This is a genomic window from Piscinibacter defluvii, assembly GCF_004011805.1.
Lineage (GTDB): Bacteria > Pseudomonadota > Gammaproteobacteria > Burkholderiales > Burkholderiaceae_C > Piscinibacter > Piscinibacter defluvii.
The window spans coordinates 108,593-122,969 of the sequence record NZ_RCHJ01000003.1 but is presented as its reverse complement, the minus strand read 5'-3'; the positions used below and the strand labels follow the sequence as shown (position 1 = coordinate 122,969).

At 72.4% G+C, this 14,377-nt stretch carries 15 protein-coding genes; 4 read left to right on the top strand and 11 right to left on the bottom strand.

What is annotated here, in order from left to right; all coding sequences use genetic code 11:
• Positions 1 to 15: 15 nt before the first annotated feature.
• From D9C15_RS10050 to D9C15_RS10030, 5 genes are all read right to left on the bottom strand, one after another.
• Complete coding sequence (locus tag D9C15_RS10050) at positions 16 to 759, bottom strand: ABC transporter ATP-binding protein (protein WP_127997313.1); 744 nt, start codon at positions 757 to 759, stop codon at positions 16 to 18.
• Between the two features lie 3 nt (positions 760 to 762).
• A complete protein-coding gene (locus tag D9C15_RS10045) occupies positions 763 to 1,506 on the bottom strand; it encodes an ABC transporter ATP-binding protein (RefSeq protein ID WP_127997312.1) in 744 nt (247 codons plus the stop codon).
• Positions 1,507 to 1,588: 82 nt separating this feature from the next.
• A complete protein-coding gene (locus D9C15_RS10040) occupies positions 1,589 to 2,575 on the bottom strand; it encodes a branched-chain amino acid ABC transporter permease (protein ID WP_127997311.1) in 987 nt (328 codons plus the stop codon).
• Positions 2,576 to 2,585: 10 nt separating this feature from the next.
• Positions 2,586 to 3,461 carry a branched-chain amino acid ABC transporter permease gene (locus D9C15_RS10035; protein WP_127997310.1) on the bottom strand — a complete coding sequence of 292 codons (876 nt, stop codon included), beginning with the start codon at positions 3,459 to 3,461 and terminating at the stop codon, positions 2,586 to 2,588.
• Positions 3,462 to 3,471: 10 nt separating this feature from the next.
• Positions 3,472 to 4,611 carry an ABC transporter substrate-binding protein gene (locus tag D9C15_RS10030; protein ID WP_127997309.1) on the bottom strand — a complete coding sequence of 380 codons (1,140 nt, stop codon included), beginning with the start codon at positions 4,609 to 4,611 and terminating at the stop codon, positions 3,472 to 3,474.
• A gap of 151 nt (positions 4,612 to 4,762) precedes the next feature.
• Between D9C15_RS10030 and D9C15_RS10025 the strand changes: the two genes are divergently transcribed.
• Positions 4,763 to 5,533, top strand: a complete 771-nt coding sequence (locus tag D9C15_RS10025; protein ID WP_127997308.1) for an IclR family transcriptional regulator domain-containing protein — start codon at positions 4,763 to 4,765, stop codon at positions 5,531 to 5,533.
• Here the strand turns inward: D9C15_RS10025 and D9C15_RS10020 are convergent.
• The 3 genes from D9C15_RS10020 to D9C15_RS10010 are packed head-to-tail and all read right to left on the bottom strand — an operon-like array spanning position 5,517 to position 9,218.
• Positions 5,517 to 6,827: a 3-deoxy-D-manno-octulosonic acid transferase gene (locus D9C15_RS10020; protein WP_127997801.1), complete on the bottom strand. Its 1,311-nt coding sequence runs from the start codon at positions 6,825 to 6,827 to the stop codon at positions 5,517 to 5,519. The two genes, D9C15_RS10025 and D9C15_RS10020, sit on opposite strands and share 17 nt — an antisense overlap.
• The gene (gene waaC / locus D9C15_RS10015; protein WP_127997307.1) at positions 6,824 to 7,813 is read right to left on the bottom strand and encodes a lipopolysaccharide heptosyltransferase I; all 990 of its coding nucleotides are present in this window, start codon (positions 7,811 to 7,813) and stop codon (positions 6,824 to 6,826) included. Before waaC ends, D9C15_RS10020 begins: the two co-directional genes overlap by 4 nt.
• 13 nt (positions 7,814 to 7,826) lie before the next feature.
• Positions 7,827 to 9,218, bottom strand: a complete 1,392-nt coding sequence (locus D9C15_RS10010; RefSeq protein WP_127997306.1) for a phosphomannomutase/phosphoglucomutase — start codon at positions 9,216 to 9,218, stop codon at positions 7,827 to 7,829.
• A 46-nt stretch (positions 9,219 to 9,264) separates the two neighbouring features.
• Here D9C15_RS10010 and D9C15_RS10005 point away from each other — a divergent pair, with 46 nt between their 5' ends.
• Positions 9,265 to 10,014, top strand: coding sequence for a sulfite exporter TauE/SafE family protein (locus D9C15_RS10005; RefSeq protein ID WP_127997305.1), 750 nt, complete (start codon positions 9,265 to 9,267; stop codon positions 10,012 to 10,014).
• Here D9C15_RS10005 and D9C15_RS10000 read toward each other — a convergent pair whose 3' ends face one another.
• Complete coding sequence (locus D9C15_RS10000; protein WP_127997304.1) at positions 10,015 to 11,529, bottom strand: Y-family DNA polymerase; 1,515 nt, start codon at positions 11,527 to 11,529, stop codon at positions 10,015 to 10,017.
• A 15-nt stretch (positions 11,530 to 11,544) separates the two neighbouring features.
• A complete protein-coding gene (gene imuA / locus D9C15_RS09995; protein WP_127997303.1) occupies positions 11,545 to 12,291 on the bottom strand; it encodes a translesion DNA synthesis-associated protein ImuA in 747 nt (248 codons plus the stop codon).
• A gap of 100 nt (positions 12,292 to 12,391) precedes the next feature.
• Between imuA and D9C15_RS09990 the strand changes: the two genes are divergently transcribed.
• Both D9C15_RS09990 and D9C15_RS09985 read left to right on the top strand, forming a co-directional pair.
• The gene (locus D9C15_RS09990) at positions 12,392 to 13,351 is read left to right on the top strand and encodes a bifunctional helix-turn-helix transcriptional regulator/GNAT family N-acetyltransferase (RefSeq protein ID WP_127997302.1); all 960 of its coding nucleotides are present in this window, start codon (positions 12,392 to 12,394) and stop codon (positions 13,349 to 13,351) included.
• Positions 13,348 to 13,743 carry a YchJ family protein gene (locus D9C15_RS09985; protein ID WP_127997301.1) on the top strand — a complete coding sequence of 132 codons (396 nt, stop codon included), beginning with the start codon at positions 13,348 to 13,350 and terminating at the stop codon, positions 13,741 to 13,743. Before D9C15_RS09990 ends, D9C15_RS09985 begins: the two co-directional genes overlap by 4 nt.
• A 69-nt stretch (positions 13,744 to 13,812) precedes the next feature.
• Here D9C15_RS09985 and D9C15_RS09980 read toward each other — a convergent pair whose 3' ends face one another.
• The gene (locus D9C15_RS09980; RefSeq protein WP_127997300.1) at positions 13,813 to 14,355 is read right to left on the bottom strand and encodes a hypothetical protein; all 543 of its coding nucleotides are present in this window, start codon (positions 14,353 to 14,355) and stop codon (positions 13,813 to 13,815) included.
• Positions 14,356 to 14,377 lie beyond the last annotated feature (22 nt).

The window sequence follows — 14,377 nt, the reverse complement described above, 5'->3', positions numbered from 1 at the left end:
CCGCCGTGCCCCGGCTCAGGTCGGCACCGGGGCCGCATGGGCACCCCCCAGAAAGAGCCGCTCGAGCTGCGGGTCGGACAGCAGTTCGTCGGCCGGCTTGTGCAGCACCAGGCGGCCGGACTCGAGCGCGATCGCCTCGTCGGCCATCTTCAGTGCACTCTTGACGTTCTGCTCGACCATGAGCACGGTCACGCCCTGCTCGTCCGCCAGGCGGCGCAGGAGCCGGAACACGTCCTGCACGACCAGCGGCGAGAGGCCGATCGAGGGCTCGTCGATCAGCAGCACCTTGGGCCGCAGCAGCAGCGCGCGGCCCACCTCGAGCTGCTTCTGCTCGCCGCCCGAGAGCGAGGCCGCCGCCGAGTGCAGCCGCTCCTTGACGCGCGGAAAGAGCTCGAGCACCTCGGGGATGCGCTCGTGCGTGGTCTTCATGCCCAAGGTGATGCCGCCGAGCTCGAGGTTCTCGTAGGCCGTCAGTGCACCGAACAGGTTGCGGCCCTGCGGCACGAAGGCGATGCCGTGCCGCACCAGCAGTTCCTTCGCGCCGGCGCCGGTGATCTCCTGGCCGTCCAGCTTGATGCGGCCCTGCCGCACCTTGAGCAGGCCGAAGAGCGTCTTCAGCACGGTGGACTTGCCGGCGCCGTTCGGGCCCAGCAGGAGGGTGATCTTGCCGCGCTTGGCCTGGAAGCTGAGGTTGTTGAGGATCATGAACTCGCCGTAGCCGGCCAGAACATCCTCGAACTCGATGCAGACGTCGCTCATGGTTCAGTTGCCCAGGTAGGCGTCCAGCACCTGCTTGTTGGCGCGGATCTCCGCCGGCGTGCCGATCGCCATCACCGTGCCTTCGACCATCACCATGATGCGGTGGCACAGGTCCATCACGAAGTCCATGTTGTGCTCGATCACGATGAACGAGCCCTTGCGGCCGCGGTTCAGCTCCTTCAGCAGGCTGCTGATGCCGCCCACGAGGCTCGGGTTGACGCCGGCGCAGGGCTCGTCGAGCAGCACCAGGTCGGGCTCGCTCATGAAGGCCATCGCGATGTCCACCAGCTTCTGCTGGCCGTAGCTCAGCTCGCCGGCCTTCTTGTCGGCCACGTGGCGGATGCGGAACTGGTCGATCAGCGCGTCGGCCTTGGCGCCGAGCCCGGAATCCGGCGGCGCGAACATGCGGCTCCACATCGAGCCCTGGTGCTCCTGCGCGGCGACGAGCAGGTTGTCGCGCACGCTCATCTTGCCGAACACCTGCAGGGTCTGGAAGGTGCGGCCGACGCCCAGCCGGTTCAGCTCCATCGGCGACTGGCCGGTGATGTCGGTGCCGTTGAGTTCGATGCGGCCGGACTCGGGCGTGATCTGGCCGAGCACCGAATTGAACATGGTCGTCTTGCCCGAGCCGTTGGGCCCGATGACGCCGAAGATCTCGCCCGGCATCACCTCGAACGAGACGCCATCGACGGCACGGATGGCGCCGTACGACTTCCTCAGGTCCGTGACCTTCAGCAGGGCATTCATGCCAGCCCCTCGTCCGATGAGTACATCGGCCGATCCCCCAAGGGGATGCCGGCCGGCTTGGGAGCGGCCCAGCGCTCGGCCGTCACGAGGCCGCTCCCACGCGCGCGGCCGCCGCGGCGCGCGCCGCCGAGGCCTCGCGCGCCAGGCGCCTGGCGCGCAACTTGTCGGGGATGGACAGCAGCCCGTCCGGCAGCCAAAGCATCAGCAGGATCACCGCCACGCCGAAGATCGCCAGGTACCAGGCCTGCGCGAAGCGCAGCCACTCGGGCAGCAGCACGCCCACCGCCGAGCCCAGCACCGGCCCGAAGAAGTAACCCGGCCCGCCGACCACCACCATCAGGTACATCATGATCGACGCCCCCACCGTGAACGGTGCCGGCTCGATGAACTGCACCAGCGGCGCGAACAGCGCGCCGGCCACGCCGGCATAGACCGCACCGATCGCGAACGACAGCAGCGTGTAGGCCTGCACGTTCACGCCCAGGCTCTCGGCCCGGATCGGGTTGTCGCGCAGCGCGGTGAAGGCCTTGCCCCAGGGCGAGCGCAGCAGGCCCCACTGCAGCGCGCCGACGACCACCGTGGTGCCGAGCACGAAGTAGTAGTAGGCCAGGTTGCCGTCCAGGCTCAGGCCGAACAGCGACGGGCGCGCGATGTTGTTGATGCCGAAGGTGCCGCCCGTGAGCCACTCCTCGTTGCGCAGCACCAGCCACACCGCGGTGTTGAAGCCGAGCGTGGCGAACGCGAGGTAGATGGTCTGAACGCGCAGCGCCGGGAAGCCCAGCGCCAGCCCGACGACGAAGCAGCCGAGCATCGCCACCGGCAGCCCGATCCAGAAGCTGATGCCGGCTTTCAGCAGGATCGCCACCGTGTAGGCGCCGATGCCGAAGAAGGCCGCGTGGCCCAGGCTCTTCTGGCCGGCGTAGCCGACCGTCAGGTTCAGTCCCATGGTGGCGATCACGAACACCAGCCAGTAGCTGAACAGGTAGATGCCGTAGCTCTTGAGGAACGGCGGCACGGCGAGCAGCACCGCGGCGAGCACGAGGCCGACGAGCAGGGAGATCTTGTTCATCGTGCCCGCCTCAGACCTTGCGTTCGACCTTCTTGCCCAGGAGGCCCTGCGGCTTGAAGAGGATCACGAGCATGAAGACGACCAGCGCCACCGCGTCCTTGTAGGCCGGCGAGATGTAGGCCGCGGCCAGGTTCTCGCTGACGCCGACCACCAGCCCGCCCAGCAGCGCACCGCGCGAGTTGTTGAAGCCGCCGATGATCGCGGCGAAGAAGGCCTTGGTGCCCAGCGGCTCGCCCATGTCGAACTTGGCCAGGTAGGTGGGCGTGACCAGCAGGGCCGCGGCGCAGGCCAGCACCGCGTTGATCGCGAAGGTGTAGAAGATCATGCGCGGCACGTCGATGCCGAGCACCGTGGCGCTGTCGGTGTTCTGCGCCACGGCCTGCATCGCGCGGCCGGTCACGGTCTTCTGCAGGAAGGCCTGGGTGCCGAACACCAGCAGCAGCGCGAACACCAGCGTGCCGACGTCGGCCAGCGTCACGGTGACGCCTGCCACGTTGAACAGCTGATCGGCGAACAGGCTCGGGAACGGGTGCGCCTCGGCGCTGTAGCCGGCGCGCACGCCGTTGCGCAGCGCGATCGCCAGGCCGATGGTGGCCACGACGATGGGCATCATGCCGAACTTCAGCAGCGGGTCGGCGATGCCGCGCTTGAAGGCCCAGCCGAGCACGGCCACCGCGACGACGCAGGTCAGCACGAAGGCCAGCGGCAGCGGCGCGCCGAAGCTCGCGAAGGCGAGCATCATGAACGCCGGCAGCATGACGAATTCGCCCTGCGCGAAGTTGATCGTGCCCGAGGCTTGCCACAGCAGCGTGAAGCCGAGCGCGGCCAGGCCGTAGATCGCCCCGGTGGCCATGCCGGAGACGAACAGCTGCAGGAAGTCGGTCACGACCGGTCCGTCACTTCTTGCCCAGCGCGGGCAGCACTTCCTTGACCACCTGGCGGCCGTCCTTGACCTCGACGATGTAGCTCTCGCGGTCCAGGTCGCCGTTGGCGTCGACGCTCACGTCCATCAGCACGCCGGGGTGCTTGGCCGCGGAGATGCTCAGGCCGTGCAGCGCCTGCGCGACGGCCTTGCGGTCGAGCTTGCCGACCTTCTCGATGCCGGCCTTCAGGACGTAGACGCCGGTGTAGCCCTTGATGCCGTTGTGGTCCGAGATGTACTTGTAGGCCTCGTAGAACTTGGCCTTGAACTTGAGCATGTTCGGGTTCGGCGCGTCCACCGTCAGGCCGACGTGGGCGACGGCGCCGTTGGCCGCGTCGCCAGCCAGCTCGATCACCTTCTGGCCCGTCAGCGTGGTCTCGCCGACGATCGGCTTGGTCACGCCCTGCTTGCGCAGCTCGCGCAGCGCGCGCGCCGACTCCTCCTCGTTGGTGTAGACGAAGATCACGTCGGCATTGCTCTGCTTGGCCTTGAGCACCGGCGCCGACCAGTCGACCTGGCCGGATTCGGTGGAGATGTCGGCCACAACGTTGAGCCCGAACTGCGCCGCGGCCTTGGCAAAGGAGTCGCGCCCGCCCTTGCCGAAGTCGTTGTTGACGTACAGCACCGCCACCGACTTGGCCTTCAGGTTGCTGGCGATGTAGCGCGCCACCTTGGGCATCGCGGTGGTCTGCGTGAAGCTGGTGCGGAAGATGTACGGGTTGCCCTGCTGGGTGATGGACGCCGCCTCGCCGCCGGTGAAGTTGGGGATCTCGGCACGCCGCGTCTCGGCCATGCTGACCATGATGGAGCCGGAGAAGGTCGGCCCGATCACCGCGAACACGTCGTCGTCCACCGCCTTCTGCGCCAGGCCCTTGGCCACGCCGGGGTTGGACTGCGTGTCCGACACCGTCACCTCGATCTTCTTGCCGAGAATGCCGCCGGCGTCGTTGATCTCCTTGATGGCCAGCAGCGCGCCGTTCTTCGCGTTCGTGCCGGCGGTCGCGCCGGCGCCGGAGAGCTCCTGCAGCACGGCAATCTTGATCTGCGCCTGCGCGGCACCGGCGGCGGCGAGGCTGGCGGCGACCGCGAGGGCGCGCAGGGTCGGCATGGTCATGGGCTGGTCTCCTGTTGGTGTGGGAAGGCCCCGCGGGGCACGGGCGCAACGATAGTCAGGCGCGGGTTGCCCCTCAAGGCGGACTCACCCGTGCTGCGCGATGATCGCGCACATTGCACGATGATCGCTCGCATCGCGGGTTTCCCCTGGCATGGCCTCCACCGTGTTCCCGATCGACCGCAAAGACCTGATCGAAGGCCTGGGCAAGGGCCTGCGCGTGATCGAGGCCTTCGACGAGGAGCATGCCCGCCTCACCCCGGCCGAGGCGGCCAAGCGGGCCGGCATCACACGCACCGCGGCGCGGCGTTACCTGCTCAGCCTGTGCCACTTCGGCTACGCGGCCAGCGACGGCAAGCTGTTCTGGCTCATGCCGCGGGTGCTGCGCCTCGGGCAGAGCTACCTCGAGGCGGCGCGCCTGCCGCGCCTGGCACAGCCCTTCATCCAGCGCGCCGCCTTCGCCACCGGCGAGACCGTCAACCTGAGCGTGCTGGACGGGCACGAGATCGTCTACGTCGCACGCAGCGGCAGCCCGCGCCTGGTGACGATCGGCTTCCAGCCCGGCGCCCGCGTGCCTGCGCACGTGGTGACCCCCGGGCTCGCGATCCTCTCCAGCTTCGACGACGCGGCGCTGGACGAGTGGCTCGCCGCGCACGAGTTCACCAGCTTCACCGCCCAGGGCATCACCAGCGGCACGCGCTTCCGCAAGGCGGTGCTCGTGGCGCGGTCGCTCGGCTACGGCATCGCGGAGCAGCAGCTCGACGCCGGGCTGCGCGGCATCGCGCTGCCGGTCAAGAACCGCAAGGGCCAGTGTGTCGGTGCGATCGGCACCACGCTGCCGCTGACCGAGAGCACCGAGTCGATGGTGGCTCGCCTGCTGCCGCCACTGCAGGAGGCGGTGCAGTCGCTCAGGCAGGTGCTGTGAGGCGGCCGGGCAGCAAGGCGACGATCGCCTCGGCGATACGCGCCGCGGCGCCGCGGTGCGCGGCCGCGAAGCCGCGGCTGCGCTCGGCGGCCTGCTGCAGCGCCGCCGGCTCGGCCAGCAGGCGCATGGCGGCGGCCAAGCCGGCCTCGAGGTCGGGCACACGCTGCGCCGCGCCCGCCGCCGCGGCGAGCTCGGCGGCCTCGGCGAAGTTGAAGGTGTGCGGCCCCATCACCACCGGGCAGCCGCAGGCCGCCGCCTCGATCAGGTTCTGCCCGCCCAGCGGCGCGAAGCTGCCGCCCAGCAGCGCCACCTGGCCGAGGCCGTAGTACAGCGGCATCTCGCGCATCGAGTCGCCCAGCCAGGCGTCGGCGGCGAGTGCCTCGGGCGGCGGCGTGTCGGCCCAGCTGCTGCGGCGCGCCATGCGCAGCCCGGCCGACTGCAGCAGCACGGCCACCTCGTCGAAGCGCTGCGGGTGGCGCGGCACGACCACCAGCAACGGCCGCGGCGCGGCGCCCCGCGTCGCACGGCTCCACGCGGCCAGCAGCGGCGCCTCCTCGCCCTCGCGCGAGACGGCGAACAGCAGTACCGGGCGGCCCAGCGCCGCACGCCAGGCCCGGCCGCGCTCGACCAGGGCCGCGTCGGGCGTCAGGTCGAACTTCAGGTTGCCGCACACCTGCACGTGCGGCGCGCCGGCCGCACGCAGGCGGCGCGCGTCGTCCTCGGTCTGGGCCAGCACCAGCGCCAGCGAGGCCGCCGCCGGCTGCATCAGCGCGGCCAGGCGCTCGCCCTTGCGCGCGCTGCGCTCGGACAGCCGCGCATTGGCCAGCACCATCGGCACGCCGGCCGCCTGCGCCTCGCGCAGCAGGTTGGGCCAGACCTCGGTCTCCATCAGCACGCCCAGCGACGGGCGGAACTGGGCCAGGAAGCGCCGCGCGCCGCCGGGGGTGTCGAAGGGCAGCCAGGCCTGGCGGTCGCCCTCGCGCAGCAGCGCCGCGCCGGCCTCGCGACCGGTGGCGGTGCCATGTGTCAGCAGCAGGCGCAGGCCCGGCTGGCGCGCGCGCAGCGCCTCCACCAGCGCCGCGGCGGCGCGGGTCTCGCCGAGCGACACCGCATGCAGCCAGAGCCAGCCCGAGCTCGGTCGCTCCGCGTAGTGCGCCAGGCGCTCGGCCAGCGCGTGCCGGTAAGGCGGCTCGGCGCGCCCGCGCCACCAGAGCCGCGCCAGATAGGCCGGCGTGCCGACGCGCAGCAGCGTCGAGTAGGCCGCGCGGGCCAGGCGCGCCGCCCAGGGCGTCATGAATGCGCCGCGCGCACGACGTTGTTCCACGCCGTCCACACCGCCTCGAGCGTGGGCACCGGCCGGCCTTCGAGGGCCACCTGGTGCAGGTGGCCATGTTCGGGCCGCGGCCCGGTGCGCCAGGCGGTCGGGTGGTTGTAGAGCTGCACGTGCGGCAGGTCGAGCGCCACGGCGATGTGGCTGAGCCCGCTGTCCACGCCGATCACGCCCTGGGTCAGCGCCAGGCGGTCCAGCACCGCGTCGAGCGACAGGCTGGGCCAGACCTCGACGTGGAAGGCCTTCTCGTACTGCAGCCCGGCGGCGATCAGCTCGGCGCGTGTCTGCTCCTCGTCGTTGCCTTGCGGCAGGCCGATGCGCCAGTCGGCGCCGATCAGGCGCTTGCCCAGCGCGACCCAGTGCTCCACCGGCCAGAGCTTGTCGCCGCGCGAGCTGCCGTGCACCAGCGCCACCGTGGGCTGGGCAGTGCGGAACACGCGTTTGCTCGGCTTCAGCCCGTACACCGGCGGGCCTTCGGGCGTGCGGCCGATCACCGCGGCCACCAGCGCACGCGAGCGGTCCATCGCGTGGATGCGCGGCTCGATGCGGATCGCCTGGTCGACCAGCCAGCGCGCCGGCGCCTCGTAGCTCGAGCCCTCGGTGGCGTTGGCCAGACCGAAGCGCATGCCACGCGCCAGCCGCGCGACGATGGCCGACTTGGTCAGCCCCTGCAGATCGATGACGGCGTCGTACTCCTGCTGCTGCAGGCGTGCGCGGAAGGCCTGCCACTCGGCGCGGGTCGTGCCGCTCCACCAGGTGCGGCGCCAGCGCCGCATCGCGCATTCGATCACCGTGCGCACGCCCTCGACGCGCCGCACCAGCGGCGCGAAGGCCGGCTCGACCACCCAGTCGATCGCCGCATCGGGAAAGGCCGCGCGGATGTCGTGCACCACCGGCATGGCGTGCACGACGTCGCCGAGCGACGAGAGCTTGACGATCAGGACACGCACGTGGCGGCGTCGTTCAATGGGCAGCCGCGGCGAACCGGGCGTCGGGCTTGACGGCCCGCAGCGCGGCCATCAGGTCGGCCTCGATGCGCGCCAGCGCCTCGGGCGTGTGGCCCTCGAAGCGCAGCACCAGCACCGGCGTGGTGTTGGAGCTGCGGATCAGGCCGAAGCCGTCGGCGTACTCCACGCGCAGGCCGTCGGTGGTGACGACCTCCAGCGCGCCGGGGAAGTCCGCCTGCGCCAGCAGCTGCTCGACCACGCGCCGGGGCTCGCCCTCGGCGCAGGGCACGTTCAGCTCGGGCGTGCTGTGGCTGGTGGGCAGCGCGTCGAGCACCGCGCTCGGGTCGGTGCTGCGCGAGAGGATCTCCAGCATGCGCGCCGCGGTGTAGGTGGCGTCGTCGAAGCCGTACCAGCGCTCGCCGAAGAAGATGTGGCCGCTCATCTCGCCGGCGATCGGCGCGCCGGTCTCCTTCATCTTGGCCTTCACCAGCGAGTGGCCGGTCTTCCACATCAGCGGCACGCCGCCGGCGGCGCGGATGGCCGGCGCCAGGCGCTGGGTGCACTTCACGTCGAAGATCACCGTGCCGCCCGGGTTGCGCGCGAGCACGTCGGTGGCCAGCAGCATCAGCTGGCGGTCGGGGTAGACGATGTGGCCGTCGACCGTGACCACGCCGAGCCGGTCGCCGTCGCCGTCGAAGGCCAGTCCGAGTTCGGCGCCGCTCTCCTTCACCGCGCGGATCAGGTCGGCGAGGTTCTCGGGCCGGCTCGGGTCCGGGTGGTGGTTCGGGAAGTCGCCGTCCACCTCGGAGTACAGCTCGACCACCTCGCAGCCCAGCGCGCGCAGCACGCCCGGCGCCGAGGCGCCCGGGATGCCGTTGCCGGAATCGACCACGATCTTCATCGGCCGCGCGAGCCTGCAGTCGCCGGCGATGCGTGCCGTGTACTCGGGCACGATGTCCATTGCCGCGCTGCGGCCGCGCCGCCGCACGTAATCTTCGGCCTCGATGCGCCGGCGCAGCGCCTGGATCGCGTCGCCGTAGATCGCGCGGCCGGCCAGCACCATCTTGAAGCCGTTGTAGTCCTTCGGGTTGTGGCTGCCGGTGACCTGGATGCCGCTGTTGCAGCCGTGGCGGCCGCGCGTGGCGGCCACGTAGTAGAGCATCGGCGTGGTGACGGCACCGAGGTCGACCACGTCCAGCCCGGTCGACGCCAGGCCGCGGATCAGCGCGGCGGCCAGCCCCGGGCCGGAAAGCCGCCCGTCCCGGCCGACCGCCACGGCCTTTTCGCCCGCCGCGACGGCCTCGCTGCCGAAGGCGCGGCCGAGGTGCTCGGCGAAGGCCTCGTCGATGGTCTTGCCGACGATGCCGCGGATGTCGTAGGCCTTGAAGATGCTGGGGTCGACGTGCATGGACGGGGGCGGACGTGAAAATCGCGGCATTGTAGGGACGCCATCCATGGACTCCACCGTCACCGTGATCGCCGTGGGCGCCGTCGTCGCCGGTTTCGTGCAGGGCCTGTCGGGCTTTGCGTTCGGGCTGGTGGCGATGTCGATCTGGGCCTGGAGCGTCGAGCCCCGGCTGGCCGCCTCGCTGGCGGTGTTCGGCGCGCTGACCGGGCAGGTGATCGCCGCCGTCACGGTGCGGCGCGGCTTCGACTGGGGCCGCCTCACGCCCTTCCTGGCCGGCGGGCTGGTCGGCGTGCCGATCGGGCTGTGGCTGCTGCCGCGGCTGGACGTGCCGCTGTTCAAGGCCTTCCTCGGCACGCTGCTGGTGGTGTGGTGCCCGGCGATGCTGGCCGCGGCGCGGCTGCCGCGCGTGACGGCCGGCGGCCGGGTCGGCGACGTGCTGGCCGGCACCGCCGGCGGCGTGATGGGCGGCGTGGGCGGCTTCGCCGGCGCGGTGCCCACGCTGTGGTGCCTGCTGCGCGGATTCGAGCGCGACACGGCGCGCGCCGTGGTGCAGAACTTCAACCTGGCGATGCTGTCGGTGGCCTTCATCGGCTACCTGGCCAGCGGCTTCGTCACGCTGGCGATGGCGCCGCTGCTGGGCCTGGTGGCGGTGGCGGTGCTGGTGCCGGTGCTGCTCGGCGCGCGCGTCTACATCGGGCTGAGCGAGCAGGCCTTCCGGCGCATCGTGCTGGTGCTGCTGACCTTGTCGGGCATCGCGCTGCTGGTGTCCTCGCTGCCGGTGTTGCTGGCGCGTTGATCAGGCGAAGCGGCCCTGCAGGTACCAGCCGCTGCCCTCGGCCGTGGGCCGGCGGGCGCGGTAGAGCCACAGCAAGGCGCCCTCGCCGTCCTGCGCGATGAAGTAGTCGCGCTCGGCGAGATCGTGGTCCCACCAGCCGGCCTCGACGCGCTCGGGCCCGCTGAGAAGCTGCAGCGCGCGGCCGTCCAGCAGCGGCAGCAGGCCGCGCTCGGGCAGCGGCTCGGGCGGCGCGAGCAGCCAGACCGGGCGCAGCGGCCAGCCCGCCGGCAACTCGGGCGCGTGGCGGCGGCTGCCGAGCCGCGCCGGATCGGCCGGGCGCACGAGGCTCGCCTTCTCCGGCCGCGGGTCGTGCACCGCCTGCAGCTGCTGCACCTGCTCGACACCGAGCCGCGCCTGCAGCCGCTCGATCAGCCGCAGCAGGCCCTCGCGCTCGCTCGCCGCGCTCGGGAACAGCTCGCCGTTGGGCGGCGCCTGCGGCACCAGCTCGCCGGCGACCAGGCCCAGCTCGAGCGTCGGCGCGGCCAGCTGCAGCCGGCCGAGGCGCTCGCGCAGCAGCGCCTGCAGGTGGGCCGGGTCACGCGAGGGTTCGGCCAGCGCGATCTCGAGCAGGGTCTGCTGCGGGATCGCGCGCTCGCGGCGCCAGCGCGGCTCGTGCTGCATCACGAGCGTGAACCCGCGCACGAAGGCATGCTGCGCCGCCAGCCAGGCGGCCAGCCGGGCGAGCAGCAGCGCGGCGGCATGCAGCAGCTGCTCGGCGTTGTCGGCGCGGGTGAACAGCTCGAGGCGGCTCTCGAAGCCCGGCGGCAGGGTGATCGGCACGCGCGGGTCGGGCCGCGCGCCGCAGGCGCGGTCCAGCGCCTCCAGCAGGGGCTGGCCGAAACGCCGCGCCAGCCCGGCGCGCGGCTGGCGGCGCAGCTCGGCCAGCGTCGCCAGGCCCATGGCCTGGAAGGCGTCGTGGTGCGCCGGGTCGGGCGTGAGCAGCTGCACCGGCAGCGCGTCGAGCGCGCACTGCAGCGCCGTGCGGTCGGCGCAGTGCTGCGGCGCGCCGCGCGCCAGCAGCGCGGCGCCCAGCGGCGTGGGCGCGCTGGCCACGCGCAGGCGGTGGCCGAGCGGCGCCAGCACCTCGCGCAGGCGCTTCAGCAGCCGCGCCAGGCCGCCGAAGTAGCGCAGGGTGGAGCGCACCTCGAGCAGCACGGTGTGCGGTGCCTCGCCACGGCGCGCGGCCGGCTCGAGGCAGACCATCGGCGTGAAGGCCAGCGCCGCGTGCGCGACGGCCTGCAGCGCGAGCGCATCACGCGCCGCATCGGCCTGGCCGAGCAGCAGCCGCGGCGCCAGCGCCAGCGCGGTGGCGCGCTTCTGGCCCGACGCGACGCCGAGCGCGCGCGCCGCCGCGTTGGCGGCGCTGAGCTGGTGGGCGTCGATCAGCGCGATCGGCTCGGCGCTGCGCGCCGCGTCGAGCGTGGCGACGAAGGCCTCGAGCGAGAGCCACGGCAGGTGCAGCGCGATCCAGAGCATCGACGGCGCACGAACTCAGCCCAGGTCGACGAAGGTGGCGGCCGGCAGCGCCTTCGCCTGCCCGGCCCGCGCGCGCTGCTGCGCGATCTCGGACAGCGCCGGCGGCAACTCGAGCCGCAGCGCCCGCTCCAGCGGCGGGCCGCGGCGCTTGAGCAGGCGCAGCGAGAGCCTGTCGGCCCCGTCCGGCCGCAGCGCCAGGCGCAGCGGCGCGGCGCTCGGGCGCGGCGCCTCGGCCAGCTCGCGCATCACGAAGGCCGGGCCGTCGTGGCCCTGGGCGGCGATCTGCAGCCGGCGCAGCCGCTCGGCGCGCAGCCGCGTCGGCAGCCAGGCGACCAGTGCGCCCACATGGCCGCTGCGCAGCGCCTGCTCGCAGGCCCACAGGCTGTCGCTGCCCGGCAGCGTGCGGGCGCGGGTCTGCACGACGAGCAGCTGGTCGAGGTCGAACCCGAGCTGCAGCAGCGCCCAGGCCGAGAGCGCGGCCGGCGGGTCGAACAGCATCACCAGCCGGCCGCGCGCCTGGGCCCCGGCCAGCGTGGGCGCGAGCAGGCGGATCTCGCCCACACCCGGGTGCGGCAACAGCAGCTCGGTCAGCACGCGGCGCGGCCAGCCGCCGCCGGGCAGCTCGGCATCCAGCGCGGGGAAGCCGCTGGCCAGCGCGTCGTCCTGCAGGCGGCCGAGCTGATGGCCAAACCACAGCGCCGGGTGCAGCGCCTCGGGCGCCAGCGGCGGTAGTTCGGCAACGGCAGGGGGCAGGCGGTCCATTTGAATACTGTATGTCCATACAGTACTTTGGTGCAAGCGGCCAAATTCACGGGGCAGCCATTCCATTGCCAGAGGCAACTATCTGGCCGACAATCCCAGCATGGCCGCCGCACCCGACCCCGCCCGCATCGAGGCCGTCCGGCGCTTCAACCGCTTCTACACACGCCGCATCGGCGTGCTGGACGACGGCCTGCTCGACTCTCCCTTCTCGCTGGCCGAGGCCCGGCTGCTGTGGGAACTGGCCCATGCCGACGCGCGCCTGACCGCCAGCCGCCTGGCCAGGGAGCTCGACCTCGACCCCGGCTACCTGAGCCGCCTGCTGCGCCGCCTGAAGGACCAGGGCCTGGTGCGCACCAGCCGCTCGAAGGAGGACGCGCGGGTGCTCTGGCTCAGCCTCAGCCCGGCCGGGCAGCGCGCCTTCGCCCCGCTGGACGCCCGCTCGCGCGAGCAGGTCGGCACCCTGCTCGGCACGCTGGACGAACCGCGCCAGCAGGCCCTGCTCGACGCGATGACGCTGATCGAAGACGCCCTCTCCGACACGCCGCGCCCGCCCGCCCCGATCGCGCTGCGCGCGCTGCAGCCGGGCGACCTGGGCTGGGTGATCGGCCGCCACGGCGCGCTCTACGCGCAGGAGTACGGCTGGAGCGAGGCCTTCGAGGCACTGGTGGCACGCATCGCGGCCGATTTCGTCGACCGCTTCGACCCGGCGCACGAGGCCGCCTGGATTGCCGAACGCGACGGCCGGCGCCTGGGCTGCGTGTTTCTCGTGCAGGCGCGCGACGAGGCACGCCAGCAGGTCATCCCCGCCGCGGCACAGCTGCGCATGCTGCTGGTCGAGCCGGCGGCGCGCGGCCAGGGGCTGGGCCGGCGCCTGGTGGACGAATGCGAGCGCTTCGCCCGCGCGCAGCGCTACCGCCGCATCCTGCTGTGGACCAACCGCAACCTCGACGCGGCGCGTGCGATCTACGAGAAAGCCGGCTACCGGCTGATCGCCAGCGAGCCGCACCACAGCTTCGGGCACGACCTGGTCGGCGAGACCTGGGAAAAGCTGCTGGCATGACGCCCTCCGCCACGGCGCCCTGCCCCTGCGGCCGCGGGCCGGCCTACGGCGCGTGCTGCGGCCGCTGGCACGCCGGGCCGCTGCACGGGCAGGCACCGGATGCGGAGTCGCTCATGCGCTCGCGCTACAGCGCCTACGTGTTCGGCCTGCGCGACTACCTGCTCGCCACCTGGCACCCGAGCCGCCGGCCGCCAACGCTCGAACCCGATCCGCCCGGGCTGACGTGGCTCGGCCTGGCGGTGAAGGAGCACCGCATCCAGGATGCCGACCATGCGACGGTGCGCTTCGTCGCACGCAGCAAGCTCGGTGGGCGGGCGCACCGGCTCGAGGAAACCAGCCGCTTCGTGCGCGAGGACGGCCGCTGGTACTACCTCGACGGCGACGTCGCGTAAACCCGGCTCAACGGACTACCCTTCGCACTGCGTGCTCCGGGATGAGCGCTTGGGAGCGGCCCGGCGCGCTCAGGCGAATTCCTGCCGGATCGCCGAGGACATCAGCCGGCGGATGATCCACACCAGCATGCCGCAGGCGGCCAGCGTCATCACGACGGCCATGGCCCGCGCGGCGGTGACGAAGCCGCCGAACACCCCCAGCACGGGCGCCGGCAGCGGCGTGCGGCTGAGCGTGGAATCGACCACCGACTGCACCACCTCGTGCTGGAACCACAGACCGAGCAGGTTGGCCACGATGGCCAGCACCAGCAGGCCGATGAACACGCGCCGCGCCCATTCCAGGCGCAGCAGCAGGCCGATGGCCGAGGCCAGCGTGGCCAGCGAGAGCACCAGCCCGGCGCCGACGAACCAGGGCAGGTAGGCGATCAGCAGCCCGGTCAGCAGCGGCAGCGGCTGCTGGCCGCCGGAGAGCTGCCAGCCCGGCAGCAGCGACGCGACCATCGCGTTCTGCACCAGCGCCGTGGCACTGGCCAGCGCCGCCAGGACGATGAAGACCCAGGCGGTCAGCGTGACGAAGAGGGAACGGGCTCCGACGTTGAAGGTCTGCGGCATCGCGGTTCCGGGCGGACATCAG

What these genes read in the sequence shown, in the direction of transcription:
- D9C15_RS10050 (WP_127997313.1), bottom strand. Translation starts at nt 759, where the DNA reads ATGAGCGACGTCTGCATCGAGTTCGAGGATGTTCTGGCCGGCTACGGC.
- D9C15_RS10045 (WP_127997312.1), bottom strand. Translation starts at nt 1,506, where the DNA reads ATGAATGCCCTGCTGAAGGTCACGGACCTGAGGAAGTCGTACGGCGCC.
- D9C15_RS10040 (WP_127997311.1), bottom strand. Translation starts at nt 2,575, where the DNA reads ATGAACAAGATCTCCCTGCTCGTCGGCCTCGTGCTCGCCGCGGTGCTG.
- D9C15_RS10030 (WP_127997309.1), bottom strand. Translation starts at nt 4,611, where the DNA reads ATGACCATGCCGACCCTGCGCGCCCTCGCGGTCGCCGCCAGCCTCGCC.
- D9C15_RS10025 (WP_127997308.1), top strand. Translation starts at nt 4,763, where the DNA reads ATGGCCTCCACCGTGTTCCCGATCGACCGCAAAGACCTGATCGAAGGC.
- D9C15_RS10020 (WP_127997801.1), bottom strand. Translation starts at nt 6,827, where the DNA reads ATGACGCCCTGGGCGGCGCGCCTGGCCCGCGCGGCCTACTCGACGCTG.
- D9C15_RS10010 (WP_127997306.1), bottom strand. Translation starts at nt 9,218, where the DNA reads ATGCACGTCGACCCCAGCATCTTCAAGGCCTACGACATCCGCGGCATC.
- D9C15_RS10005 (WP_127997305.1), top strand. Translation starts at nt 9,265, where the DNA reads ATGGACTCCACCGTCACCGTGATCGCCGTGGGCGCCGTCGTCGCCGGT.
- D9C15_RS10000 (WP_127997304.1), bottom strand. Translation starts at nt 11,529, where the DNA reads ATGCTCTGGATCGCGCTGCACCTGCCGTGGCTCTCGCTCGAGGCCTTC.
- imuA (WP_127997303.1), bottom strand. Translation starts at nt 12,291, where the DNA reads ATGGACCGCCTGCCCCCTGCCGTTGCCGAACTACCGCCGCTGGCGCCC.
- D9C15_RS09990 (WP_127997302.1), top strand. Translation starts at nt 12,392, where the DNA reads ATGGCCGCCGCACCCGACCCCGCCCGCATCGAGGCCGTCCGGCGCTTC.
- D9C15_RS09985 (WP_127997301.1), top strand. Translation starts at nt 13,348, where the DNA reads ATGACGCCCTCCGCCACGGCGCCCTGCCCCTGCGGCCGCGGGCCGGCC.
- D9C15_RS09980 (WP_127997300.1), bottom strand. Translation starts at nt 14,355, where the DNA reads ATGCCGCAGACCTTCAACGTCGGAGCCCGTTCCCTCTTCGTCACGCTG.